This window comes from Rhodococcus sp. 14-2483-1-1 (genome assembly GCF_002259335.1).
GTDB lineage: Bacteria > Actinomycetota > Actinomycetes > Mycobacteriales > Mycobacteriaceae > Rhodococcoides.
Genome location: NZ_NPFX01000007.1, coordinates 160,211 through 184,435, shown reverse-complemented (window position 1 = coordinate 184,435; position 24,225 = coordinate 160,211). Strand labels below are relative to the sequence as shown.

At 64.8% G+C, this 24,225-nt stretch carries 19 protein-coding genes; 8 read left to right on the top strand and 11 right to left on the bottom strand.

Translation table 11 applies throughout. The features are described from left to right. Positions 1-53: 53 nt before the first annotated feature. Complete coding sequence (locus CH294_RS07255) at positions 54-1,175, bottom strand: DUF3068 domain-containing protein (RefSeq protein ID WP_094608684.1); 1,122 nt, start codon at positions 1,173-1,175, stop codon at positions 54-56. A gap of 167 nt (positions 1,176-1,342) precedes the next feature. Between CH294_RS07255 and CH294_RS07250 the strand changes: the two genes are divergently transcribed. Then, the gene (locus CH294_RS07250; RefSeq protein WP_094737484.1) at positions 1,343-2,491 is read left to right on the top strand and encodes an acyltransferase; all 1,149 of its coding nucleotides are present in this window, start codon (positions 1,343-1,345) and stop codon (positions 2,489-2,491) included. Here CH294_RS07250 and CH294_RS07245 read toward each other — a convergent pair. The 3 genes from CH294_RS07245 to CH294_RS07235 form a co-directional block, all read right to left on the bottom strand. Then, a complete protein-coding gene (locus CH294_RS07245; RefSeq protein ID WP_094737483.1) occupies positions 2,469-6,716 on the bottom strand; it encodes an alpha-(1->3)-arabinofuranosyltransferase family protein in 4,248 nt (1,415 codons plus the stop codon). The genes CH294_RS07250 and CH294_RS07245 overlap by 23 nt on opposite strands. Before the next feature lie 22 nt (positions 6,717-6,738). Beyond that, on the bottom strand, positions 6,739-6,909 hold the full coding sequence (locus CH294_RS07240) for a DUF2613 domain-containing protein (RefSeq protein ID WP_080730504.1): 171 nt from the start codon (positions 6,907-6,909) through the stop codon (positions 6,739-6,741). A 136-nt stretch (positions 6,910-7,045) separates the two neighbouring features. Then, complete coding sequence (locus CH294_RS07235) at positions 7,046-7,513, bottom strand: universal stress protein (RefSeq protein WP_032377566.1); 468 nt, start codon at positions 7,511-7,513, stop codon at positions 7,046-7,048. A gap of 153 nt (positions 7,514-7,666) precedes the next feature. Here CH294_RS07235 and CH294_RS07230 point away from each other — a divergent pair, with 153 nt between their 5' ends. Continuing rightward, complete coding sequence (locus CH294_RS07230) at positions 7,667-8,842, top strand: glycoside hydrolase family 3 N-terminal domain-containing protein (RefSeq protein ID WP_094737482.1); 1,176 nt, start codon at positions 7,667-7,669, stop codon at positions 8,840-8,842. A 62-nt stretch (positions 8,843-8,904) separates the two neighbouring features. Next, positions 8,905-9,507: a TetR/AcrR family transcriptional regulator gene (locus tag CH294_RS07225; protein ID WP_032377568.1), complete on the top strand. Its 603-nt coding sequence runs from the start codon at positions 8,905-8,907 to the stop codon at positions 9,505-9,507. Between the two features lie 79 nt (positions 9,508-9,586). Here CH294_RS07225 and CH294_RS07220 read toward each other — a convergent pair whose 3' ends face one another. Both CH294_RS07220 and CH294_RS07215 read right to left on the bottom strand, forming a co-directional pair. Further along, on the bottom strand, positions 9,587-10,444 hold the full coding sequence (locus tag CH294_RS07220) for a MaoC/PaaZ C-terminal domain-containing protein (RefSeq protein ID WP_032405280.1): 858 nt from the start codon (positions 10,442-10,444) through the stop codon (positions 9,587-9,589). After that, positions 10,441-11,787, bottom strand: coding sequence for a 3-oxoacyl-ACP reductase (locus tag CH294_RS07215; RefSeq protein ID WP_032378373.1), 1,347 nt, complete (start codon positions 11,785-11,787; stop codon positions 10,441-10,443). Before CH294_RS07215 ends, CH294_RS07220 begins: the two co-directional genes overlap by 4 nt. Before the next feature lie 139 nt (positions 11,788-11,926). On the opposite strand from CH294_RS07215, the gene CH294_RS07210 reads away from it, so the two are divergent. Beyond that, the gene (locus CH294_RS07210; protein WP_032377570.1) at positions 11,927-13,225 is read left to right on the top strand and encodes an acetyl-CoA C-acetyltransferase; all 1,299 of its coding nucleotides are present in this window, start codon (positions 11,927-11,929) and stop codon (positions 13,223-13,225) included. Between the two features lie 137 nt (positions 13,226-13,362). Here CH294_RS07210 and CH294_RS07205 read toward each other — a convergent pair whose 3' ends face one another. The 5 genes from CH294_RS07205 to CH294_RS07185 are packed head-to-tail and all read right to left on the bottom strand — an operon-like array spanning position 13,363 to position 18,162. Beyond that, on the bottom strand, positions 13,363-14,682 hold the full coding sequence (locus CH294_RS07205) for an ABC transporter substrate-binding protein (protein WP_032377571.1): 1,320 nt from the start codon (positions 14,680-14,682) through the stop codon (positions 13,363-13,365). After that, complete coding sequence (locus CH294_RS07200) at positions 14,679-15,722, bottom strand: branched-chain amino acid ABC transporter permease (protein ID WP_032405282.1); 1,044 nt, start codon at positions 15,720-15,722, stop codon at positions 14,679-14,681. Before CH294_RS07200 ends, CH294_RS07205 begins: the two co-directional genes overlap by 4 nt. A gap of 1 nt (position 15,723) precedes the next feature. Beyond that, positions 15,724-16,602: a branched-chain amino acid ABC transporter permease gene (locus CH294_RS07195; RefSeq protein WP_032405283.1), complete on the bottom strand. Its 879-nt coding sequence runs from the start codon at positions 16,600-16,602 to the stop codon at positions 15,724-15,726. 26 nt (positions 16,603-16,628) lie between these two features. Continuing rightward, entirely contained in the window at positions 16,629-17,348 is a 720-nt protein-coding gene (locus tag CH294_RS07190; protein WP_094737481.1) for an ABC transporter ATP-binding protein, read from the bottom strand. Continuing rightward, entirely contained in the window at positions 17,341-18,162 is an 822-nt protein-coding gene (locus CH294_RS07185; RefSeq protein WP_249305123.1) for an ABC transporter ATP-binding protein, read from the bottom strand. Before CH294_RS07185 ends, CH294_RS07190 begins: the two co-directional genes overlap by 8 nt. Positions 18,163-18,310: 148 nt before the next feature. On the opposite strand from CH294_RS07185, the gene CH294_RS07180 reads away from it, so the two are divergent. The 4 genes from CH294_RS07180 (at position 18,311) to CH294_RS07165 (ending at position 24,194) form a co-directional block, all read left to right on the top strand. Next, positions 18,311-19,615 (top strand): helix-turn-helix domain-containing protein, encoded by a 1,305-nt coding sequence (locus CH294_RS07180; RefSeq protein WP_249305121.1) that lies wholly within the window; start codon positions 18,311-18,313, stop codon positions 19,613-19,615. A gap of 230 nt (positions 19,616-19,845) precedes the next feature. Continuing rightward, complete coding sequence (locus CH294_RS07175) at positions 19,846-22,053, top strand: VanW family protein (protein WP_094737556.1); 2,208 nt, start codon at positions 19,846-19,848, stop codon at positions 22,051-22,053. Between the two features lie 170 nt (positions 22,054-22,223). After that, positions 22,224-22,715 carry a flavin reductase family protein gene (locus CH294_RS07170; RefSeq protein ID WP_094737479.1) on the top strand — a complete coding sequence of 164 codons (492 nt, stop codon included), beginning with the start codon at positions 22,224-22,226 and terminating at the stop codon, positions 22,713-22,715. 492 nt (positions 22,716-23,207) lie between these two features. After that, positions 23,208-24,194: a hypothetical protein gene (locus CH294_RS07165; protein ID WP_094737478.1), complete on the top strand. Its 987-nt coding sequence runs from the start codon at positions 23,208-23,210 to the stop codon at positions 24,192-24,194. Positions 24,195-24,225: the final 31 nt, after the last annotated feature.

The following is a 24,225-nucleotide window of genomic DNA, read 5'->3' as shown; positions in this document are numbered from 1 at the left end:
CGTGGTCAGGTGCCCACGAGGGCACTCGACCACGCCACTGCACAGCACAGCACTTACTCCTTGGAGAGGTTCGTCCTCGGAATTTCTTCCGTGCGATCCGTCGTCCAGTCGCGGTTCGGTGCGGTTCCGCCGCTCGGGGTCGGGCGCGGAGCCGCGTCGGTACGGGCAGGCTGACGGTGTCCACCGTTTCCGCCGCGCAGGAGCAGGAACGCTCCGGCGATCAGCGAGATGACGCCCAGGATGCCGGCGACGATCGGAACCGTGCGGCCGAAGAGCGAGAGCTTGTCCTGGCCGTCCTTGGCCTGCTGGATCTGGTATTCGACGGTGTTCTCGTCGAACGTGATCGGTGCGTTGAGCACGTCGACCTCGGGCTTGCCTGCCTCACGTCCGTAGTACTGGTGAATCTGCTCTTCACCCTTGACGACGACACCGGTCTCGGGCTCGACCCACAGGGTCCGGGTGTTCTCGTACCAGCGGGTCATCGTCACCGGCGCAGTTCCGCCTTCGACACCCCATGTGTCGGCGGGCAGGGTCACCTTGTTGGTCGGCAGGTTGACCACCGTCGACAGGTCCACCGGGCCGACGGTCTGCTGGTACTGGTACACCGGCGTTCCGTTGATCTCGGTGGCCTCGACGAAGTCGATGTCCTTGGACGCACGAGCGTTGACGTCGAAGTACGGGTAGCTCTTCTGCTCGGAGTTGAACGGGAACTTGTACTGCAGACCGGTGTGGGCAACTTCCTCGGCGGGCTTGTCGCCGGCCACCTGGATGGTGCCGATCGGGCTCTCGACGGGCATCGAGGTCTTGCGGTCGATGGTGACGCGGTCGACGCTGGCGGTCAGCAGTCCGGTGTCGGCCTGCTTGTCGCTACGTCGCAGGGTCTGACCGGCCTGCAGCGTCATGATGTCGGCGTCGGAGGGATCCTCGACGGTGACGAATCGCTGTGAGACGAGCGGAACGTTCTGGTCGACGACCGCGCGACCGGCGGCGAGGGAGCTCGCGTTCAGCACACTGCCTTCGCCGGTGGAGACGGTGGTGACCTCGAGGTCCAGTGGCGTCTTCTCGAGCGCCGAGACCGTATAGGTAGGAATGAGGATGGCGGCGACCACCAGAAATGCACCCAAGCCGATGAGTACAAGAGCCAATATCCGGCTCGGCCCTGAGCGCTCCGCCATGCTGATTCTCCTTGTTCGACCGCTTCACTGGAAGACACCGCAGGCGGGACCAACGTTCGCCCCCGACCCGATGCCCGATTTCTTACGACACGTCGCAGGTGACAGTAACAGTCGACAGTGGCGCCGGTCTCGTCCGAGCCGGTTCGACACGGCACACTTGAGCCACCATGAGTACTCGAGTCGATTCGGCATCCGTCGTACCGCTGCGTGCGTTCGTCCCTGCACTCGAGGGAATGCGCGCGCTGGCCGCGATCGGCATCGTGGTCACCCACGTGGCCTTCCAGACCGGTGCCGCCGAATCCCCGCTCATGGGTCGGATCTGGGGCAGGTTCGATCTCACCGTGGCGATCTTCTTCGCGCTCTCGGGGTTTCTGCTGTGGCGTCCCCATGCCGCGCAGGCCAGGGGGCTCACGCGGGCGCAGTCCGCTCGACGCTACTTCTGGTCGCGCGCGGTGCGCATCCTGCCCGCGTACTGGGTCGTCGTCGTGCTGGTGCTGCTGTTTCTGCCGCATGCGGGCGGCGACTACCGGGTGTGGTTGGCCAATCTCTCGCTGACGCAGGTGTTCGTGCCGTTGACGCTGACCGAGGGTATGACGCAGATGTGGTCGCTGTCGGTGGAAGTGGCCTTCTATCTACTGCTGCCTGTCTTCGCGTGGCTGATGGTCCGATTGCGCGGAGCCTCGGCCCGATACCGGATCTCGGTGCTGCTCGGTGCATCCGCGGTGACGCTGTCCTGGGGGTTTCTACCGATCACGACTGCGGACGCCATTCACCACGACAACTGGCTACCCGGCTACCTCCCCTGGTTCGCGGCCGGGATGGTGTTGGCCGAGGTGTCCGTCGGACCGCAGACCTGGGTGCATCGGTGGGCTCGGCGCAGTTGGGTGATGCCGTCGATCGCCGTGACTGCCTTCGTGATGTCGGCGACTCCACTGGCAGGCCCGCAGGGATTGGTTCGGCCCGAGCCGTGGCAGTTCGAGCTCAAGATCGTCTTCGGTGCGGTTCTCGCATTCGCGATGCTCTCGCCCCTGGTACTCGCCGACACCGGCCGCAGGCACCGACTGTTCGAGCATCCGGTGATGCTCACGCTGGGTCGTTGGTCGTACGGAATCTTCATCTGGCACTTGGCCGTTCTGGCTGTGGTGTTCCCGGTGTTCGGCATCGTCCCGTTCTCGGGCGGAATGTGGTTCGTGTTGACGGTGACTCTTGCGCTGTCGATCCCGGTGGCCGCGGCCAGTTACGCGCTGGTGGAAGAACCTGCTCGACGGCGATTCGCGCCGAAGAAGACACCTCTCACGGACGCCGTATCGCACTGATCGCCAGCGCGACGATCCCGATCAACGCTGCCAGCTGAACTACGTAGGATCCGCCCACGTACCCGTCGGACGATCGCCACGGACCGAGCGACAACAGCGCGGGGCCGAGCATGGCGAATCCGCCTGCGATGCAGACCAATACACGCGAAGACAACGCGCGATCGAAACGGCGATCCAGATACACCGCTCCGACTCCGATCACGGCAACAGTGACCGCGCCGGCAATCCCGGCCAGGACGACGGTCGCTGCGAGCAGTGCCACGAATGCGGCCGTGATGCTGCGCCACGGGCGCGGCGGCGGGCCCGGATTCGGTACCGTGCGGGGCGCGCGAATCGCCGCGAACAGCAACGGGACCAACAGCAGTAGCCCACCGAAGATGCCCAGTCGGTACCAGCGATCGGTGGTGAAATCCAACGAGATCGTGCCCGACGCCCCCGCCGGAACCATCCAGGCCTGCTGCCACCCGTCGACGACCACAGGGGACAGCTCCACACCTCCGGGCATCGTTGCGTGCCAACCGATGTTGTTGCTCTCCGGAATCACCAGTAGTCGATCCTCCGTTGCGGAGGTGAGCGTCACCTCGCGGTGATCGGGGCTCCAGGCCGTGGTCCTCGCCGCCTGCGGTGCCGAGCTCGTCGGCCAGTCGGCCGGAATAGGCATGGTGCGCAGTCGAATACCGTCGACGAAGAACGACGCTCCAGGCTCCACCACCACGTCCTGACGGCCCTCGGGCAACGACACCGGGTTGACGAAGTTCTCGTTCACGGGGGTGTCGGCGTCGCACACCGACGCCTTCAGCGGTTCGCCGGAACGGAATCGGTCGGCGGTAGCGGTCACCGACGTGCGCACCGTTTGCCCGGCAATGGAGACGATGGGACCGTTGAAGCAGTCCACCGTGATTTCACGGTCACCGTCGTACGGGGCACCGATCATCTCGCCCGCGGACAGCGGCGTCACTTCGGCGAAACCCGGTGGTTGAGATTGGACGAAGCCCAACGAGTTTCGATCCAAGACGCCGTCCCAGTCCACGATGGACAGCACGATCTTGTCGGTCACATACGGTGCCAGCTGGACTGTCGTCGAACCGTCGGTGTCGACGTCGCGGACCATCGGGCCGTTGCCGAGATTGACCGCGACCCGGGTCGGATGGGCCGGAAGTGCGCCGAGGCTCGGGCTGAGCTCGAGCCCGTCCACCAGTGTGGGAGCGGGCAATTGGATGGTCAGAGTGGGGTTGGTGCCGGCCCGGTCGGTGATCGACTTCTCCGGTGCGGTCCAGGATGTGCGCGGGTCACCGTCGGTGGCGGCGAAGGCGGAACCCTCGAGATCTGCGACGTCCGACGCCCCGCTGGCCAGCGGTCGACCCGGCTGCGCCAACAGTGCCTCGAGTTCGGGCGACTGCCGTGTGCGCACCGTCAGATCGGGGATGACCGCGGTGCCCATCGGCACCTCGATCGTGCGCGAGAAACGCCCCAGTTCCTCGGGAGATTTGGACAATCCACTGCTGCAACGGATTCGATCCTCGGTGTCGAGGCATCCGGAGCGCCCAGGGAATTCCTGGCCGAGTTCCCACGCGTCGACGCTCGCCCCGACCGGAGTGTCCGGCAACACGGCACGGTGCACGATCGGCACCGGCTTCGGGTTGTCTCGATCGGAGTAGTCGTCCACCGAGACCTCGCTGATGCCGAATTGGCTTCCTCGGGTTCCATCGACCGTCGACTTCGCGGTGATCCGCAGCCACGGCGTTTCGCCACCTGGCAGGGACACCGTCATCGGGTCCCCTGGCTTGTCCACCCGCGCCGCGGTCGAACCGTTCGGGGTGGTGACCTCGACCCATTTCACCGGGTCGCCGATCGTTCCGGGACTGGTACGCAGGTGCAGCAGACCGCCGCGAACCGGGGTATCGAAATCCAACTGAAGCCATTGCCCCACAGCGCGTTCGATACCGTTGCTGATCCAACTGGTGGCCAGATCGCCGTCCACCGCGGCTGCGACACCGCTACCGGGTGCGCTGCCACCGATCTGCGTTGCGTCCGATGCCGAACTCGACGCGGTCAGCGTCGCGCCTTCCCACTCGGCGTCCACGGTCTCCGCCCCGTACACCGGGTAGTCGGGAACCTCGTTCAGCGATCGCCGGGGCTCGTCCGCGGCCCGCAGTGCGGAGTTGTGGTTGTCGACCTGGCCGAAGTCGGTCTCACGGTTCATCGGGGTGTCCGTCACCGTCACCGAGTCGACGGGTATGCCTGCGGCGGCTGCATCCGACGCCAGCAGTGTCGGCCCGGCCGGCACGGGAGTACGAATCCCGTTGTTGCGCAATTCGTTCGAGCGTAGGATCGACTCCGGTCCGCCCTGTACCACCGGGACCCGATCGAGATCGACCGTGTAGGGGCCGGACGCGGGAGTATCGGCCGAGCCGTTCACCGAATAGATCTCGACAGCGGGATACGGCGGCCGCAGATCACCGTCGAGCACAACGCCGTCGACCTGACCGGGAGCAACGTCCTCACCGAATTCGGCCACCCGGGCCAACCCCGGCGAACCGTCGAGCACCTGGTGCACCGATGCCGGACGGGTGGACCGAGAATTCTCCGGATCGAGGTCGTTGCGTAGGACGACGTAGCTGATGCCCTGTCCTTCGAGGGTGTCGGCCAGTCCGCTGGACGGACGCCCGTCGGCGAAGAGTCGCTGCACCGAGTCCAACGCGCGGATGGCCCCGGGCGGGGTGAGCGGCACGGCGTCGCGAACGGCCCAGGGCGTCGTGGCGAGAGCCTGCAACGGCTCGTCGCGGGTCAGTCCCCACGTCTGCAGAGCGAACGGTGCCCCGGGCACGATCAGCGCCCGCTGCGCGTCGGAACCGTCGGGACTCGACCCGGACGCGTGGGCGGTGAGCCAGTCCGCGGCGTCGTGCCAGTATTGCGGAACAGCCTCGTACGCACCTCTTGGCGCGAGCTTGCCCGTCCACGCCAGCGAGGTGGACAGCGCCAACGCCACCAATACCAGTGCGGTCACCGCCATCATCGGATTCTTTTCCGGATGCGCGACGGCCGATCGCCACTGCGGCCGCGGGACCGACCCGGGCAGCGGAACACGGCCCAACAGATGAGCCAGGCCCAGTACCAACGGGATTCGAATGACGGGCTCGAGTTTGTGGATGTTGCGTAGCGGCGCGCCCGCAGAATCGAGGAAGACCCGCACTGTTGCCGCGAACGGACCGTCCAGATCGCCGACGAACCCGGCACCGAGCCCGACGAGACCGACGAACAACATGATCGTCAGCCGGCCTCGGGCCGGCATCGATCGCATCGCCAAGCCTGCGATTCCGGCAGCCGCGATCAAGCCCGTTGCGATGACCGCGGCAGGCTGGGTCACCAGAACCGCACCGGCCACCCGCTCGGGTGAGACGAACGGCGTCCAGCTGCCGGTGCCGCGCAGCACCTCCGTCAACGACGTCCACTGGGTGGTGGTGCCGGAGGACTCTATGTAGTCGAGAAATGGTGGAGAGACTTTGCCCAACAACAGCAATGGCACAATCCACCACAGCGTTGCGAGCACGAGGAAGCCGGCCCACCAGGCGCTGAATACGAGCCAGCGCCTGTTCGGCCGATGAGACAGCATCCAGATCACGGCCACCAGAACGGCGGCGGCGGTGGCGACGGCATTGACCGCGCCCATCAACGCCACTGCGAGCGCAGATTGCGCCGCGGCCCGGCGAGCCGTCTGCTTCGCGTTGTCGCCGGTGAGACATCGCACGATCGGGATCAGCACCCACGGCGCGAGCATCATCGGCATCGTCTCCGAGGAGATCGACGCGAGGGTGGTGATCACTCGAGGAGACAGGACGAAGGCCGTTGCCGCGATCAGGCGAGAACTGCGGCTGCCGATTCCGAGGGCCTCGGCGAGTCGGATGATTCCCCAGAACCCGGCGATGAGCAGCAGCGCCCACCAGATGCGCTGCGTGATCCACGGTGGGATGGACAGGAGGTCACCGCCGGCGAAGAACGCTCCGTGCGGAAAGAAGTAGCCGTAGGCCTGGTTCTGCACCTGGCCCAACGGTGCCGCGCTGTTCCACTGATGGGAGGCACGTTCGAGAAATCCGAGGGGATTCTGCGCCAGGTCGTATTTGGTGTCGGCGACGGTGAAGCCGGGGACCTGCAGAAAGGTGAGAAGAAATGCCAGAGCCGAGACGCCGAGAAGCCATTTACGGCCGAGCGGCTCGGCCGAGATCATCGATCCACGAATGCGACCAGCGTCAGCGGCTGCCGTACTCAACCTGGTTCAGCAAGGACGAATCGGCGTTTCCGGTGCGATCGATATCCGGACGAGAGTTGTCGGCTGCAGCGGCGGTGACTCCGAACACGACGCCCGCACCCAGTACGGCTCCGACGACGGCGGCAATGACACCCGGGACAGCGAACTTCATCTCGGTTCTCCAGTCAGTCGGCTCACAGATCAAAAGGGTGAGGTGGACCCCCACGCGGGCATCACGGTATCACTTGCGGGAGTGGAGCCTGCGGAATGACCCACATGGGGAGCACAGCAACAGGCCGGTGGACGCGTTACTTGCCGGGGGGAACGATCAGGACAGGGCGGTGACTGTGTCGCAGCACGTGCTCGGCCACCGAACTCTGCAGCAGTGCACGTAGACCGGTCGTGCCTCGGGTGCCGGTGACGATGATGTCCACGTCCATCTCGTCGGCTTTCTCCACGATGGCGCTCCAGATGGCGGTGGTGCATTCGGTGCACTGACCTTCCACCTTCAGGCCTGCGGCCTCGGCCAGCGCGACGCCTTCGCTGTTGGTCACTTTCGCGTCGGTGAGCGCAACGTCCTCGGCCTCGTCGTCGGGCACCCATTCGGGCTGCATGACTCCGGACAGGCCGGACATTCGAGCTGCCTGACGCACCATCGGCTCCCATGCCGTGACAACGATCGCGCGGGAGGTGGTGAGAAACCGGCCGGCGTAGTCGATGGCTCGTTTGGCGTTGTCGGAGCCGTCGTAGGCAATCAGGATGAGGTCTGCGGTCATGGTCGAGCTCCTCCTCATGTCGCGTTCGTCCAGATTACCCCCACCCCTTGGCGGATCAATGTGGGTTTCAGTCGCTCAGAATGCAACAAAGGCGCATTGATCCCAACCGGAGGGGCGGCAGCGACACCCACGATCTCGACTACCGTCGTGTCCATGCGATTTCGGTACTCGGTTCGGTCCGCTGCGGTGATGACGGTCGGTGTGGGGTTGTTGGTCTCGTGCTCGAGCGAGTCCACCCAGGTCGCGTCGACGCAGGCAGCGCCCCCTGCTTCGACGACGGCAGCAGCCGACACGACCGTCCCGCAACCGGTTCCGCCGGTCGACGATTGTGCGGCGTTCGTCGGCGGATTGTCGGAGCGTCAGCGACTGGCTCAGTTGCTCACCGTCGGAGTCACCGGCACTGCGGACGCGGTGCAGATCATGTCGACCGAGCAGGTCGGTGGCCTCTTCGTCGGCAGTTGGACCGACGAGTCGATGCTCGGTAATCGGGAGGTACCGCAGGTGCGGGGCGCGTCTGCGGTGGCCCCGATGATCACGATCGACGAGGAGGGTGGACGGGTTTCGCGGGTCGCGGATCTGCTGGGGGAGGCACCGTCGGCGCGGGTGTTGGCACAGACGATGACGGTGGACGAGGCATACCAGGAGGCGTTGACGCGGGGCCGGGGTCTGAAGGATCTCGGGGTCACCGTCGACTTCGCTCCGGTGGTCGATGTGAGTGCACAGCCCGATGATTCCGTCATCGGCGATCGGTCGTTCTCCGATGATCCGCAGGTCGTCATCGAGTACGCGGGGGCCTACGCGCGAGGTCTGGAAGACGCGGGAATCAAGCCTGTCATCAAGCACTTTCCCGGGCACGGCTCGGGTTCGGGCGATTCGCACACCGGTGCCGTCACCACTCCGTCGCTCGACGAGCTGAAGACCAAGGATCTGCTGCCGTTCGCGGCATTGAACAACAGCGGCGTCGGCGTCATGGTGGGGCACCTCGACGTGCCCGGACTCACCGAGCCCGGGGTGCCGGCGAGCATCAGCCCGGCGGCGATGGCGTTGTTGCGCGACGGCGTCGGATACGGGGCTGCTCCGTTCGACGGTCCGATCTTCACCGACGATCTGAGCGGTATGGCGGCGATCACTGCGCGGCTCGGAATCGTCGACGCGGTGGAGGCGGCACTGGTTGCGGGTGCCGATGTGGCGTTGTGGCTCACCACCGATCAGGTGCCCGCAGTGTTGGACAATCTCGAAGACGCAGTCGCGACGGGACGCCTTGCCGCGGCGCAGGTGGACGAGGCCGCGGCGACGGTTGCTCGGTTCAAGGGGGCGTGCGGGGCCTGATTGCGCGGTACTCGACCTTACTGTGGAGTAACGTCTAGTACTTCGTACGTATTGGAGGGTCCATGGCTGGCGGCACCAAGAGATTGCCCCGCGCCGTCCGCGAGCAGCAGATGCTCGACGCGGCGGTGGATGTGTTCTCCGACAACGGTTTTCACGAGACATCGATGGATTCGATCGCCAAGAAGGCGGCCATCTCCAAACCGATGCTGTACTTGTACTACGGGTCGAAGGACGAGTTGTTCGCCGCCTGCATCCATCGTGAGGGCGTCAAATTCGTCGAAGCTCTGACGCCGGCCGCAGACCCGACTCTGACGCCGCGCGAGCAGCTGCGCAAGGCGCTGATCGGCTTCCTCGGATTCGTCGGTGAGAACCGGAAGTCGTGGATGGTGCTCTACCGTCAGGCCATCGGCCAGCAGGCATTCGCCTCACAGGTGCAGAGCAGCCGTGATCGGTTGATCGAATTGACGGCAGGTTTGCTGGCGATGAGCACCAGGGACCCGGAGCAGTCGCAGAATTTCGGGCTGATGGCCGTCGCGTTGGTCGGTGCAGGCGAGGCCGTGGCCGACAGGGTGGCGGGCGGCGAAATCGAGGTCGACGCTGCAGCCGACCTCCTGGAAAATCTGGCGTGGCGCGGCCTGGCCGGCAAGAAAACCGCCGCAACCTAGGCTCCACTCCTACACAGCCGAACTCGAAGTTATGGACGGAAATCCGGGGAAATCCGTCCATAACTTCGAGTTCGAGCAGTCAGCGCAGGGTTCCCGTCAGATGCGGGTAGCCCTTCTTCGGGTTCTTCAGCGACAGGTCCCAGCCGGTACCGACGGCATCGGCGTAGGCGTTGATCGTCGCGGGCAGGATGATCGGCTTGCCGAAGCGGATGCTGTAGTTCACGGCCTCCGGGATTCGGCCCTCGACGGTCTGCAGTACGGCTGCCGCACTCCACATTCCGTGCGCGATGGTCTTCGGGAATCCGAATGCCTTTGCGCCGAGCGAGGATACGTGAATCGGATTGCGGTCTCCGGAGATGGCCGCGTACCGGCTGATGATCCGCTGATCGACGCGCAGGGTGCGGGTCGGGGGCGGCGGAACCTCGTCTGCAGGCGGAGTTTCACGAGGTCCACCCGACAGTGAGGTCTTCTGCAGGCTCAGGAAGCTCGAGGTCTGCTTCCAGACCAGCTCGCGTCCTACCTTGACCTCACTGATCAGGTCCACCAACAAGCCCTTGCGGTGCTCGCGCAGGTTCTCCGCGTGCACTCGGATGTCCAGCGGCTCCGATGCCGAGATGCCGCGGAACTGCTCGATGACGTTCTCGGCGTGTACCGAACCGATGGCAGCAAACGGAAAGCCCTTGGAGACCATCAGTTTCATCACCGTCGGGAACACCAGCGTGAACGGGTAGGTCACCGGCAGCTGATCGCCGAATCGCAGACCCGTCGCGCGGCAGTACCCAGCGAGGTTGTCGGGGTCCACTCGCAGACCCTTGAGCTCGTACACCGTGCTGGGAACCGAAGACGACCTGGATCCGAAGAACGGCAGCGCACCGAGCGCAGCCGAGGTGTAGATGTCGGATGTCTTCGGCTGCGCGGTGAGCGTGACGGTGCTCATGCGCCGAGCAGGCTCTGGCCGCACACGCGCACGACCTGGCCGGTGACGGCATTGGATGCGGGAGAAGCGAAGTACGAGACCAACTCTGCGACGTCGACGGTCTCGCCGCCCTGCAGCAGCGAGCTCATGCGTCGTCCGGCCTCGCGGGTCGCGAACGGAATTGCCGCGGTCATCGCGGTTTCGATGAAGCCGGGAGCAACGGCGTTGATCGTGATGTTCTTCTTCGCCAGCACCGGCGCGGATGCGTGCACCAAGCCGATGACACCGGCCTTGGACGTGCCGTAGTTGGTCTGGCCGCGGTTGCCCGCGATGCCGGCGATCGAGGAGACGTCGACGACGCGGCCGCCGTCCTTGAGTGCACCGGAGGCCACCAGCTCGTCGGTGATGCGCTGCGGCGCAGCAAGGTTGACGCCGATGACCGAGTTCCAGCGGGCGTCGTCCATGTTGGCGAGAGTCTTGTCGCGGGTGATGCCGGCGTTGTGCACGATGATGTCGGCCCCGCCGTGACGCTCGAGGAGGTGCTTCGAGAGGACCTCTCCGGCGTCGGGTGAAGTGACGTCGAGTGCGAGCGAGGTGCCACCGACCTTGTTGGCCGTCTGCGAGAGTGCTTCTCCGGCAGCAGGAATGTCGGCTGCGATGACGGTGGCTCCGTCGCGGGCGAGGACCTCGGCGATGGTGGCACCGATGCCGCGGGCGGCTCCGGTGACGACGGCTACCTTGCCGGCCAGAGGCTTGTCCCACGAGGCGGGTGCCTGTGAATCGGCGTCACCTACGGCGATCACCTGGCCGTCGACGAATGCCGACTTGGCCGACAGGAGGAAGCGGAGAGTGGATTCGAGGCCGGACAGGCCGGTCGACGCGTTGGGGGAGATGTAGACGAGCTGCGCCGTGGCACCGCGCTTGACCTCTTTGCCGACGCTGCGCGTGAAGCCTTCGAGGGCGCGCTGTGCGATGTGCTCGTCGACGCTCGAGGTCTCTTCGGGAGTGGTGCCGATGACGACGACGCGAGCCGACGGTGCCAGGTTGCGGATGACCGGCTGGAAGAACTTGAAGAGCTGCTCGAGCTCGGCGACGTTGCTGATTCCGGTGGCGTCGAAGACGAGTCCGCCGTGCTTGTCGTCGTGCGGCTGCGACTGCGGGTAGTCCGAGAGCAGCTCACGCAGGGGTTCGACGAGGCGGCCGCTGCCACCGATCAGGACCGGGCCGGCCAGTGCGGGCTCGCCTGCCTTGTAGCGACGCAGCTTCTCGGGCTGCGGCAGGCCTGCCTGCTTGGCGATGAAAGCTCCCGGCGCGGACGCGAGGAACGTTGAGTAGAGATCTGGGGCTCCCTTGGAGGCTGCCACTGTCGTACCTTTCATTCAGCGCTGCTCGCTCGAGGAGCAAGGCGCACGACCGGGTGTCGACAACCAACTTACTCGCCAGTAAGATGAAACTCCACCAGGGCCATTCCCCACATGCTGGGGACGATGTTTGGAGACGTCAGTGACAAGCAAGCAGCTACGACCGGTCGCAATCGTCGGTGGCAACCGCATTCCGTTCGCGCGTTCGGACAAGAAGTACGCGCTGGCGTCCAACCAGGACATGCTCACTGCCACCATCGACGGTCTCGTGTCGCGATTCGGTCTGCAGGGCGAGCGCCTCGGCCTCGTCGCCGCCGGTGCCGTGCTCAAGCATTCGCGCGATTTCAACCTCACCCGCGAGGTCGTGCTCGGCAGCGCGCTGAGCCCGTACACCCCGGCCTTCGACATCCAGCAGGCCTGCGGCACCGGCCTGCAGTCGATCATCGCGGTCGGCGACGCCATCGCATCGGGCCGTATCGATGCCGGTATCGGCGGCGGTGTCGACACCACGTCCGACGCACCGATCGGCGTCAACGACGAACTGCGCGAGTTCCTGCTCTCCCTGAACCGGGCCAAGAGCACCGGCGATCGCATCAAGCTCCTCGGCAACGTCCGTCCCGGCATGCTCGGCATCGAGATCCCGCGCAACGGCGAGCCGCGCACCGGCTTGTCCATGGGTGACCACGCCGCCATCACCGCCAAGGAATTCGGCGTCCGCCGCGAGGACCAGGACGAACTGGCCGCAGCGAGCCACAAGAACATGGCAGCCGCCTACGACCGCGGATTCTTCGACGATCTGGTGACGCCGTTCCTCGGTCTCACGCGCGACGACAACCTGCGTCCGGGATCGACCGTCGAGAAGCTGGCCACGCTCAAGCCGGTCTTCGGCACCAAGCTGGGCGACGCCACCATGACGGCCGGTAACTCGACGCCGCTCACCGACGGTGCGTCGGCTGCACTGCTGTCGAGCGACGAGTGGGCTGCCGAGCGCAACCTCCCGGTGCTCGCGCACCTGGTCGATTCCGAGACCGCAGCGGTCGATTACGTTCACGGCAACGGCTCGTTCAAGGACGGTCTGCTGATGGCTCCGACCTACGCGATTCCGCGTCTGCTCGCGCGCAACGGCCTGACGCTGCAGGATTTCGACTACTACGAGATCCACGAGGCGTTCGCTTCGGTGGTACTCGCAACTCTGCAGGCATTCGAGAGCGACGAGTACTGCAAGGAGCGTCTGGGTCTCGACTCCGCACTCGGCTCCATCGATCGCAGCAAGCTCAACGTCAACGGATCCTCGCTCGCCGCGGGCCACCCGTTCGCCGCGACCGGCGGACGCATCGTGGCGTCGTTGGCGAAGATGCTGGCCGAGAAGGGCTCGGGCCGTGGCCTGATCTCGATCTGCGCGGCCGGTGGCCAAGGCGTCACGGCCATCATCGAGCGCTGATCACTGCAGCTTCGGCTGCTCACGATTCGGGGGACACAGGGTCGGCGGATCCGGTAATCGAGGGGTTCTCGGATCTGCCGACCACTACGTGAGAAAAGGGCACGCAGAGTAATCTCTGCGTGCCCTCTCTCGTCGGATCAGCCGGGGATGCCACTTTCCGGCGGGGTCGATTCCGCCCCGGTGTATTCCTCGACGGCCGAGTCGCCGATGTCGGTCTGCAGCACCGGAGTCAGGTACTCGGGAACTCCGCCGCGAATCTGGAAGACACTGGCACCGGAGATTCCGAGGTGACTCGAATCCGAGTACCGGAACGGGGCCAACTGCGGTCCCTCGAAGTCCATCCCGCCGTCCTGGATTGCCGCGACGATGCCTTCACGAGTGGGATTCTCGCCTGCCGCCTCCAGCGCCTGCACGAATGCGTATGCCTGGCTCAGACCGTAGATGCGGTAGTTGGTCAGTGGGTCACCGGTTCCGTTCTCCGCCCAGACCTTCTGCCACAGTTGGGTCCACGGATTCTCCGGGGAGTCGACGCCCGGGATGTACTCCAGCGAGATCATGCCTTCGAGCGACTGCGCGCCGTCGGTGACCGCACCCTGCGAGAAGCGCCCGAGCAGGGAGCCGACGAGGTCCACGTCGGAACCGATCGAGCTGTAGAACCACTCGGGGTCGTAGTTGAGCCGCATGGCGGTCAGTTGACTCAGCGCGGTGTACGAGGGCACGTTGAAGCCGAGAATCAGATCTGCTCCGGCACCCTGCAGGGCCGCGATCTGCGGTGCGACGTCGGTGTTGCCCGAGGTGTAGCGCACGACCTCGACGATCTGGTCGTCGAGATACTGGCGCACAGCCTCCTCGCTGTCTCTGCCGAGGTCGTCGTCCTGGAGGAAAAGGCCCACCTTGGCGTCGGGCCGGTTCTTCGTCACCCAGTCGCCGATGATCTTGCCCTCGACCTGGTAATCAGGCTGCCAGCCGAAGGTATTCGGGTACTTCTCCGGATCGTTGCCCCACATGATCGCGCCGGAGGAGACGAACAGATCCGGTACTCCCTCTTCGTTCAGAAAGTCGATGACCGCGCTGTGGGTCGCCGTGCCGAGTCCGCCCACGACGGCGAACACCTCGTCCTGCAGCACGAGTTCGTTGACGACCTGGGTGGTGGTGGTCGGATCGTACGAGTCGTCTCGAACCACGTACTCGATCTGCCTACCGTTGATGCCACCCGCGGCGTTGACGTAGTCGAAGTACGCCTGTGCGCCCGTGGGGATTTCGCTGTAGCCGGGTGCTGCGACCCCGGTCAACGGAAAGTGGGCACCGATCTTCACCGAGGTGTCGGTGATGCCGACCGTCGAGCCTTCCGAGGATTCCGTCGCCTCGTCTCTACCGCCTGCACCGCACGCTGCGGCCAACGAGACGACGGCGACGAGCGCGGTCGTTCTGACCGCCACCGATCCGAACTTCTTCATTTCATCTCTTTTCTGGTTGAACGCAACCTTCGATACGTGCCCACCAGACCCAGTGGGGCGAACAGGATGACCAGGACGGTGAAGATTCCGGTCACCAGTGGTGCGAGTTCGGCGGATTGCAGACTGCTCAGCCCCAGATCGAGTCCGAGGTTGGTGACCACCGGCGGGATGTAGGTCAGCAGTATTGCCCCGATCAATGCCCCGGACAGCGTTCCGAGCCCACCGATGACGACGGCCGAGAGCAGCGTCAGCGAGAGTGTCAGCGTGAATCCGCTCGGTGCCGCGATCCGGGCCGACATCGCCAGAACAGCACCGCCCGCGCCCGCACAGGCCGCGCTGACGACGAACGCCAGAATGCGTGCGCGCCCGAGGTCGATGCCGGCCAGTTCGGCGGCCACTTCGTCGTCCCGGACGGCCCGCCAGCGGCGTCCGATTCGGCTCGAAGAGATGTTCGCCAGGAGGAAGAACACGAGGACGAGCAGTACCCAACTGACGTAGGCGACGAATTTCGTTCCGCTGAGCTCGTTTCCGGTGACGAAGTACATCACGTCGTCGATCAGCTCCGGCACTTTCGGCGCCGGGACGACGAGGCCTTGTTCTCCGCCGAGGTAGTCCGAGAAGTACAGGGCCAGGCCCGGTACGGCAACGGCGAGTGCCAGCGTGGCACCGGCCAGGTACGGCCCGTGCAACCGGGCGGCGGCCACTCCCACCACAACACCCACCACCGCCGAGATCACGGTGGCGGCAAGCAGAACGAGGGGCACCGACCATCCCGAATCGTTGGCCCGCAGCATCAACGCTGCGGTGTATGCGCCGACGGCCATGAACGCACCGTGTCCCAGGGAGAGCTGGCCGCTCAACCCGGTCAGCACGGTCAGGCCGCCGGCCGCGATCGCCAGGTAGGCAACCGAGGTGAGCTGGCTCTGGCGGAAGGTGCTCAGTGATTCGAGTGCGAGCACGATGACGACGAGTCCGATGACAGCGCAGAGGAAGTGACGTCGAACCGGAGTTGCAGCGAGACGAGTGAGAACCGCGTTCATGTCACACCCTCCTGGCTGCTGCGCTGGCGAACAATCCGCTCGGGCGGACCAGAAGTACGACGATCAGGATCACCAATGCCGCACTGGAGACCAGATCCTGGCCGAGGTAGCCGCTGACGAAGCTGAGTCCGATGCCCATCAGCAAGCCGCCGACCACCGCGCCCGCCGGGCTGTCCAGGCCACCGAGAACTGCAGCGACGAAACCGAATACGACGATCGAGTCCATGTAACCCGGATGCACCAACGAACCTCCCGCGATGAGCAGGCCTGCCAATGATCCGACGACTGCGGCGAGAGCCCAACCGAGGGTGAGCATTCGGCTCACGCGTACTCCCAGGAGTTTGGCGACCTCCTGCTCGAAGGCGCTCGCCCGCATCTTCAGCCCCAGATCGGTGAAGCGGAACAACAGGATGAGCAGGGCCAGTACCACCAGGACGGCGATGATCTTGAAGATGTCGTACCCGGTCAGCGCTACGTTGATCTCCCCGATTCGCTGGCCTGTGAGTCCGAACGGAGCTGGGAAGGAACGGAATTGGTTGCCGAAGATGATGGCTGCCACCGCGTGGATGATGATGAACAGTCCCAGCGTCAGAATCACCGGGTTGATGTGCGAGGAGCTGTCGACGAACCGGATGACGAGTCGTTCGATCAACGCTCCCAGCAGTAGGCCACTGAGGAGTGCGACTCCGAACCCGATCCAGTACGAATACCCGGCGTCGATGACGACGAGTGCAACGTAGGTGGTGATCATGGCCATCGGAGCCTGGGCGAAGTTGACGATGCGTGTCGATCGCCAGATGAGCACGAGAGCGAGCGCGAAGGCGGCATAGATCATGCCGGTCGTCACGCCGTTGATGAGGATGGTGAGCAGCTGTTGCACTGTGGCAGGCGTCCTTTCGGCTTGCTCTAGAACCCGAGGTAGGCGTGTCGGAGGGCGTCGTCCCCGGCCAGGGTGTCGGCGGGGCCTTCCATCGCGACTTTGCCCAGATCCAGGACTACGGCGTGCTCGGCGATCGACAGCGCGCTCCGCGCGTTCTGTTCTACGAGCACGACGGTCATGGATTCGGAATCGACGAGTGCACGGAGCGTCTCGAAGATCTGCGCGACGACTTTCGGAGCGAGCCCGAGAGACGGTTCGTCGAGAAGAAGGACCGACGGTGTCGCCATCAGAGCTCGACCGATCACCAGCATCTGCCGTTCCCCGCCGGACAGGGTGTGCGCAGAAGACGCTCGGCGGTTGGTCAGGGGCGGGAACATCTCGTAGATCCGATCGAGAGTGACGGCGTCGTGACTTCTGTTGCGTCCCAACGCGCCGAGTCGAAGATTTTCGTCGACGGTGAGTTCGGCAATCACTCCACGACCCTCGGGGACGTGCGCAAGTCCTTTGCGAGACATGCGATCCGGTGCCACGCCGACAACGTCGACACCCGCTAGATCGATGCGTCCCGATACCGGCCGAATGAGGCCGGAGATGGTGCGAAGCAGTGTCGTCTTTCCGGCTCCGTTGGCTCCGAGAACGGCGGTGATCGCCCCGGCCGCGACGGTCATCGACACCGAATCGAGGGCGGTGACCGGACCGTAACGCACCGTGAGGTCGGTGATCTTCAGGTGTGCCGCGTCAGTCATCATGTGCCACCTCGTTTCCGAGGTATGCAGCGAGCACGGCGGGGTCCTCGCGGATCTGATCGGGCGTGCCCTGAGCGATGACCTTGCCGAAATCGAGTACGTAGATCCGGTCGCACACACTCATCACGAGGTCCATGTGATGCTCGACGAGCATGACCGATGTGGCAGGCCTTTCCGGATCGGAATCGGTGGAAACTGCTGCCAAAGAACGAATCTCGTTGCCGAGCTCGCTCATTTCGTCGCTGGACAGTCCCGAGGCGGGTTCGTCGAGCAGGAGCAGTGTCGGTTCGCTGACGAGAGCCCGCGCGAGCGCGACTCTCTTGCGCACCGCGTACGGCAGGCTCGGCGGCAAGCGGTGGGCGTGGTCGTCGATGCGCAATCGCTGCAGCATGGCCATCGCGATCGATCGGACCACAGCGTCGTCGGAGGCGCTCGACGGCAGCCCGAGAAGGCCGGCCAGGACTCCGGTTCGAGCCGTTCGGTCGGCACCGACCATGACGTTGTCCAGAACGGTCATCCGATCGAACAAGCCGAGTCCCTGCAGAGTTCTGCTCATGCCGAGTCGGGGGAGGTCGTGTGGTCGGAGTCTCGGCAACGTTTTGCCGTGTCGGCCGAGTGTGCCCGATTGCGGGCGTACGAGTCCGCACGCAACGTTGAACAGGGTCGTCTTGCCGGCCCCGTTGGGTCCGATGACGCCGAGGACTTCGCCGGGGCGCACGTCGAGACTGACTCCGGAGAGCGCGACGATTCCGCCGAACGACACGTCGACGTCCTTCATGGTGAGAACCGGGTCCATCGTGTCGAGAGAGTTCAAGTGACGCACCTCACAATCTGTTGCGTTCACTATGGTGCGTCGCGCACAACGGGCGATATGGGCGCTGCGCACAGAATCTTTGGGTCGCTGGGCACCAGTACCGGTCAAATCGCCCTGTGATGTGGGCTCTGTGCGCAAAACTGTGAGGGTGGGTGCTCCTGGTGGTCGACACGCATCGGCGCGATCCGCTGCCCGAGGCGCGGTGACGGCCTCGGATCAGGAGAAGATCCGAAGCGCATGGGCGGCCTTGACGCCACGAGCCGACACGATCGCCGACTCCATCACGTTGGCGCTCATCGAGCAGGAACCCGCCTACCTGGCCAGCTCCGCTCCGGACATCGCCGGCGAGATCAGGCGCAGTACCCGCGAGCACATCGGTCAGGGTCTTCGCACGTTGTCCGGGCTGCCGGCCGCGAACGACAACACCCGTGAGGTGTGGCGTCGTACCGGGAGGGAACGCGCTCGCCAAGGCATTCCGATGGAGTTGGTCCTCAAGGCGTACACGCTCGGTAGCCGAACGCTCTGGGAGGAGTTGATGCTCGAGCGAGAACAATGCCGATCCAGCATCGACGAGCATCTGCTTCTGGTGGCGGGTCAGCAGTTGTGGCGTGCGCTGGACAGCCAGTACGAAACTCTGGTCGAGGCGTACCGGCAGGAGAGCGCCCGAATGCAGCAGCGGGACCTCGCCAACGTCCTGGAAATTCTCGACGGTCTTCGATCGGGGCGTGGTGGAGATCCGGCATTCGTCATCGAAACTCGTGCCACACTTGGACTTTCGGCGTCACAGCAAATTGCGTGTGTCGTCGGTCCACTCGACGATCAGGGATCGCCGCCGCTGCCTGCGCCCGAGGATGCGTTGGATCAGATAGGCGCGGTATCGCATTGGAACACCAGGGACGGCCATCAATTCGCGCTCGTGGCTCTCGGAACCGGGTCGTGGAATTCCGTCGTCGATTCCCTTGCGGCGCAGGCCGTGGGGCCGGTCGGCGTCGCGCATTCACCCGAAGGCGTGTCTTCGTTCGCGGCGGCGTACCGATTGGCGGCGTTGACGGCCGAGACCATCACCGAGGGCAGCGGCGTGGCGTTGGCGACGGAGCGTCTGCCCCGCGTGATCATGGCTGCCGACCATCAATCGTCGGAGTTGCTCGTGCGCCACGCTCTCGGCAGTTTGTGGACGCACCCGGAGCCGCATCGCGGAACGCTGCTCGACACCCTGGCGCACATGCTTGCCTCCGACGGTTCGCCGACCAATGCCGCAAAGGCGCTCTACTGCCACCGAAACACGGTGATCTACCGGGTTCGTCGGATCGAGGAGTTGACCGGGCACGATCTGACCGATCCGCGAGATCGGCTTCTGCTCACGCTCGCCCTGGTCAGGACGGGGCACTGGACTCGTGCCGTCGGGCAAGGTGACAGCTCGACGCCCCGTGGATCATTCAATCGAATGAATTGACGAGACATTTTTTTACTCGGTGTAACGCGCGGTCGAAGAGTGCATATATTCCAGGTGGCTCCGTGCTGCTGCCTGACCCCCGACCCGGCAGCAGCGCGGAGCCTTTCTTCGTTCGGATACCGAACATCGCCGAGTGAGCGTCGTCGTTCGGTTTGCGTAAGCTCGTGCGCGGGGTACTCCGTGTCCACGGGTGGAACTTTCATCGAACGGTGGTCCTGGAAGGGTCGAACGTGAGCGAGGGCAAGAGTAGGTCGGGCGATGCGCCGAAGGGCGACGAGACTCATCCCGACACACCGCCGTACGACGCTCCCACCGAGGCATTCGGAGCTGTCGGTGATGACATGTCGAAGCCGACGTCCGAAGCCGATCGCCTGTCCGACGACGTGACGGTCGACCCCGCGGCCGATGTCGAGGGCACGGACGCCACAGAATCACCTGTTCACGAAGCCTTGACCACAGATTCCGTCCCCACTGATTCCGCCACCACGGAGGTCCTCGAATCGGCCGGTCCGACGGACAAAGTCGAGGCCGATTCGTCGACCTCGTCCCCGCAACAGGCGCCGGCCGCGGACGAATCTCCGACCGTGGCGCAGCCCGTTGTCCCTGAGCAGCCGGTAGTTGCGGAGCAGCCCGAGTCTCCTGCGGAACCACCCTCGATTCCTCCCAGCGACGGTAGCGCGCAGACAGATGGAGCAGGCGTCACGCCGCCGTGGCGGAAGATTGCTATCGGCACCGGTGCAGTGTTCGCCGTCTTCGCACTGCTGTATGCCGCGGATTGGTTCACTTCGAGTGACCGTGTGCCCCGTGGTGTCACCGTTGCCGGAATCGACGTCGGCGGCAAAGCTCACTCCGACGCCGAAGACACGTTGCGCTCCGAACTCGGCCCTCGCGCCGAGCAGCCCGTTCAGGTCGACGTCGGCGATCGGCAGGTCGACGTGCTCCCTGCCGCTGCCGGTCTCGGGGTGGACTGGAATGCGACGCTGGACCGCGCGGGGTCTCAGCCGATCAATCCGATCACCCGGCTGACGTCTTTCTTCGGTAGCCGCGAGATCGGCGTCGTATCGACCACGGACGAGCAAGCATTGAACGTCGCCATCGACGGCCTCCGCGCCGAGACCGATCGTGCTCCCGTCGAAGGCGACGTCGTGTTCGACGGTGTCACTCCTGTTGCTGTTGCACCACTCGAGGGTCGGGTGTTGGATGCCGACGGAACGCGTCGAAATCTGCAGACCGAATGGGCTTCGGGGGCAACGGAAGTGGTCTACGAGTCCACCCCCGTATCGGTGACGCAGGACGCGGTCGACCGAGCCTTGGCCGATATCGCTGTTCCCGCTGTCGAGGCACCGGTGATCATCGCCGGTCGCGAGAACGTCGATGCGACGCTGCCGACCGACCGCGTGGGCGAGATTCTGCGCTTCGATCCGGACGGCCAGGGCGGGCTGACTCCGATCTACGACACCGATGTCGCCACGGGGATATTGGCACCACAACTCGTTCGCACCGAGGTACCGCCGAAGGACGCGTCGTTCACGTTCTCCGGCGGTGCGCCGACCGTCGTGCCCGGGGTGATGGGTGAGCTCGTGGAGTGGCGTAAGACTCTCGAGCAGCTGCCCGCACTGTTGTCTGCGGACGGCCCCCGCACCACCGAGGCGATCTACGAACCGGCTCCGCCCGCTCTCACCACCGAGGCCGCGCAGAATCTCGGTGTGCGAGAAGTGATCGCCGAGTACACCACCGGCGGGTTCGAGTACGCGTCGGGCGTCAACATCGGGCTGACGGCGCAAATTGTCAACGGTGCGCTCGTGAAGCCGAAGGAGACGTTCTCGCTCAACGGATATACCGGTCCGCGAGGTACGGCGCAGGGCTTCGTCGAGTCGGGGATAATCGACAACGGCAGACCCGATCGCGCCGTCGGCGGTGGCATCAGCCAGTTCGCGACGACGCTGTACAACGCGTCCTACTTCGCCGGCATGGAAGACACCGATCACACCGAGCACAGCTACTACATCAGCCGGTATCCCGAGGCCCGCGAGGCGACGGTCTTCGAGGGTGCGATCGATCTGAAGTTCACCAACCCCAACGACACCGGCGTGGTCATCGAATCGTTCGCCGATTCGTCCAGCGTCACCGTTCGACTGTGGGGCACGAAGACCGTCGACGTCGAATCCATCACCGGGTCGCGAACCAACCCCACGTCACCCAACACGGTGACGCTGCCCGCCGGCGCAGGCTGTGTCGCATCGGGTGGAGGACCGGGATTCACGGCCAGCGACACCAAGGTGATCAGCGATGCCGCGTCGGGCAGGGAATTGTCGCGGAACACGAGAACGGTGAAGTACGACCCGATTCCGATCGTGAAATGCGTCCAGCCCGATCGCCCGGACCCTTCGCCTGCACCTCGACCCGACCCTGCGCCGGAGCCGGAACCGGATGAGTGACGCCCGAGCTGCGAGGACACAGTTCGAATCACCTCGAGTCGGACTGTGGCGTCGCCGCCCGATCGGGTGTTTGCTGGTAGCAGGGTACTGCTCGAAATGAATGTGCCCGTGCGGGGGTTGCACAGCACAGGTGCTTCACTGCACTCGACCACCGAAAGGGAGCATTGCCGATGACGCTCACACGTACCGTCCTCGATCAGCAGACGCTGCGTGAGGCGTACGCGCAGTTCCCCAGCGGCGTTGTGGCGATCGCCGCGAAGATCGACGGCGTTCTGGTGGGGTTGGCAGCGAGCAGCTTCGTTTCGGTGTCCATCGATCCGCCTCTGGTGGCTGTCTGCATTCAGAACACGTCGACGACGTGGCCCAAACTCGAATTGGCACCCAACGTCGGCGTCAGCGTTCTCGGTGAGGCGCACAACGATGCTGTTCGTACGCTGGCGGCCAAGACCGGTGACCGATTCGCCGGTCTCGATCTCACCGTCACGGACGGGGGAGCAGCCTTCATCGTGGGTGCAACAGCGTGGCTCGACACCACCATCGACCAGCAGATCCCCGCGGGCGACCACTTAATCGTGTTGCTGCGCATACATTCCCTGGATGTGCAGAGTGAAGTGAACCCAATCGTGTTCCACGGCAGCAAGTTCCGCAAACTGCAGCAGTAATCTCTGGTTCGACTTCGTTCGGCCTGTTCACCCATCGCCGGTCGTCCGTTCGCCCCTCCGCCTTCTTCGCAAACGCGCGCGCACTTGCTGAACGCGCGCAACATGGTGCCCGAATGGTGTGCGATTCTGCGCGCACCTGACAAACGCGCGCGCGTTTGTCGGACCGGTCTTGTGAAGTCGGCCGCCGACGCTTCGCCGGGTCAGCGCGCCTGATGGTGTGGCGGCGACGTGCTCGGTGTGGCCTCGTTCGCTCGTTGACCTGCGCTAGCTCCGCCTTCTTCGCAAACGCGCGCGCATTTGCTGAACGCGCGCAACATGGTGCCCGAATGGTGTGCGATTCTGCGCGCTTCTGACAAATGCGCGCGCGTTTGCGCGACCAACACAGCTGGCGAACTGGTACGCCGGTACCTGTATTCATCCACAGGCCCGAAGTTGTGCACAGTCGGCAGCATTCGAGCTCGACTGTGTCGACGCATAGCCGAGACTCGGAGGATGAAGGACGACCGAATGGTTCGACGCTCCGAAGCGCTGGCAGACGGTAGCGCCGATCATGAGTTGCGCGCACTGTACGAGCGGGGTGGCTGGGAGCGTTTTGTGCACGGCGTCTACGTTCCGTCGTCGAGGTTGGCCACGCTGACGGAACAAGAGCGGCACAGATTGTTGATCGATGCTTTGTTGCCGGTCTTGTCCGAGGGTTACGTCGTCAGTCACCGATCGGCTGCACTGCTGCACGGATTACCCTTACCCACTGGCGGATTCGACAAGGTTCACATCACCCGACACCGCCGCGGCGGTGGTCGTACGAACGCGGCGGTGACCGTGCACTGTGCACCGTCGGTATCGAGCGTGACAGTCGACGGTATCTCGGTGACCTCGCTGGCTCAGACGGTGGTCGACCTTGCTCGAACCGAGACGCTGCTGTCCGCGGTTATCGCAGGTGACGTGGCTCTGAAGCGCTGCGATCCAAGGGAGCTCGACGCGGAGTTGCAGCGGGCTCGGGGTTGGAAAGGTGTGGCGCAGGCGCGGCGAGCCGTGAATCTCATGGACGGGCGCAGCGAAAACCCTGGCGAATCTCAGAGTCGAATCATCCTGCGCGAGAGTGGATTCGACGTCGAGTCTCAGGTTGAGATCTTGGATCCAAGCAGGCGATCGGTGGCACGGATCGACTGGTTGGTCAACGGCGTCGTCGTGTGCGAGTTCGATGGCAAAGCCAAGTACACCAAGTACTTGCGACCGGATGAGAACCCCGGCGACGTGGTGTTCAAGGAGAAGATACGGGAGGACGCGGTGCGCGATCTCGGCTATCCGGTGGTGCGTTGGACCTGGGCGGACCTGGCGAATCCGGCAGAGTTGGTGGCGCGCGTTGCCCGAGCTGTAGAACGGGCCGCTGCCCTGCCGCCACCGCTGGGAAGCGCGCGGAGTACACCGTGTGGCCCGCATACGCGCGCGCATTTGCCGAACGCTCGCGAAATCGCCTGAGAAACTCGGCGAATTCGCGCGCATCTGACAA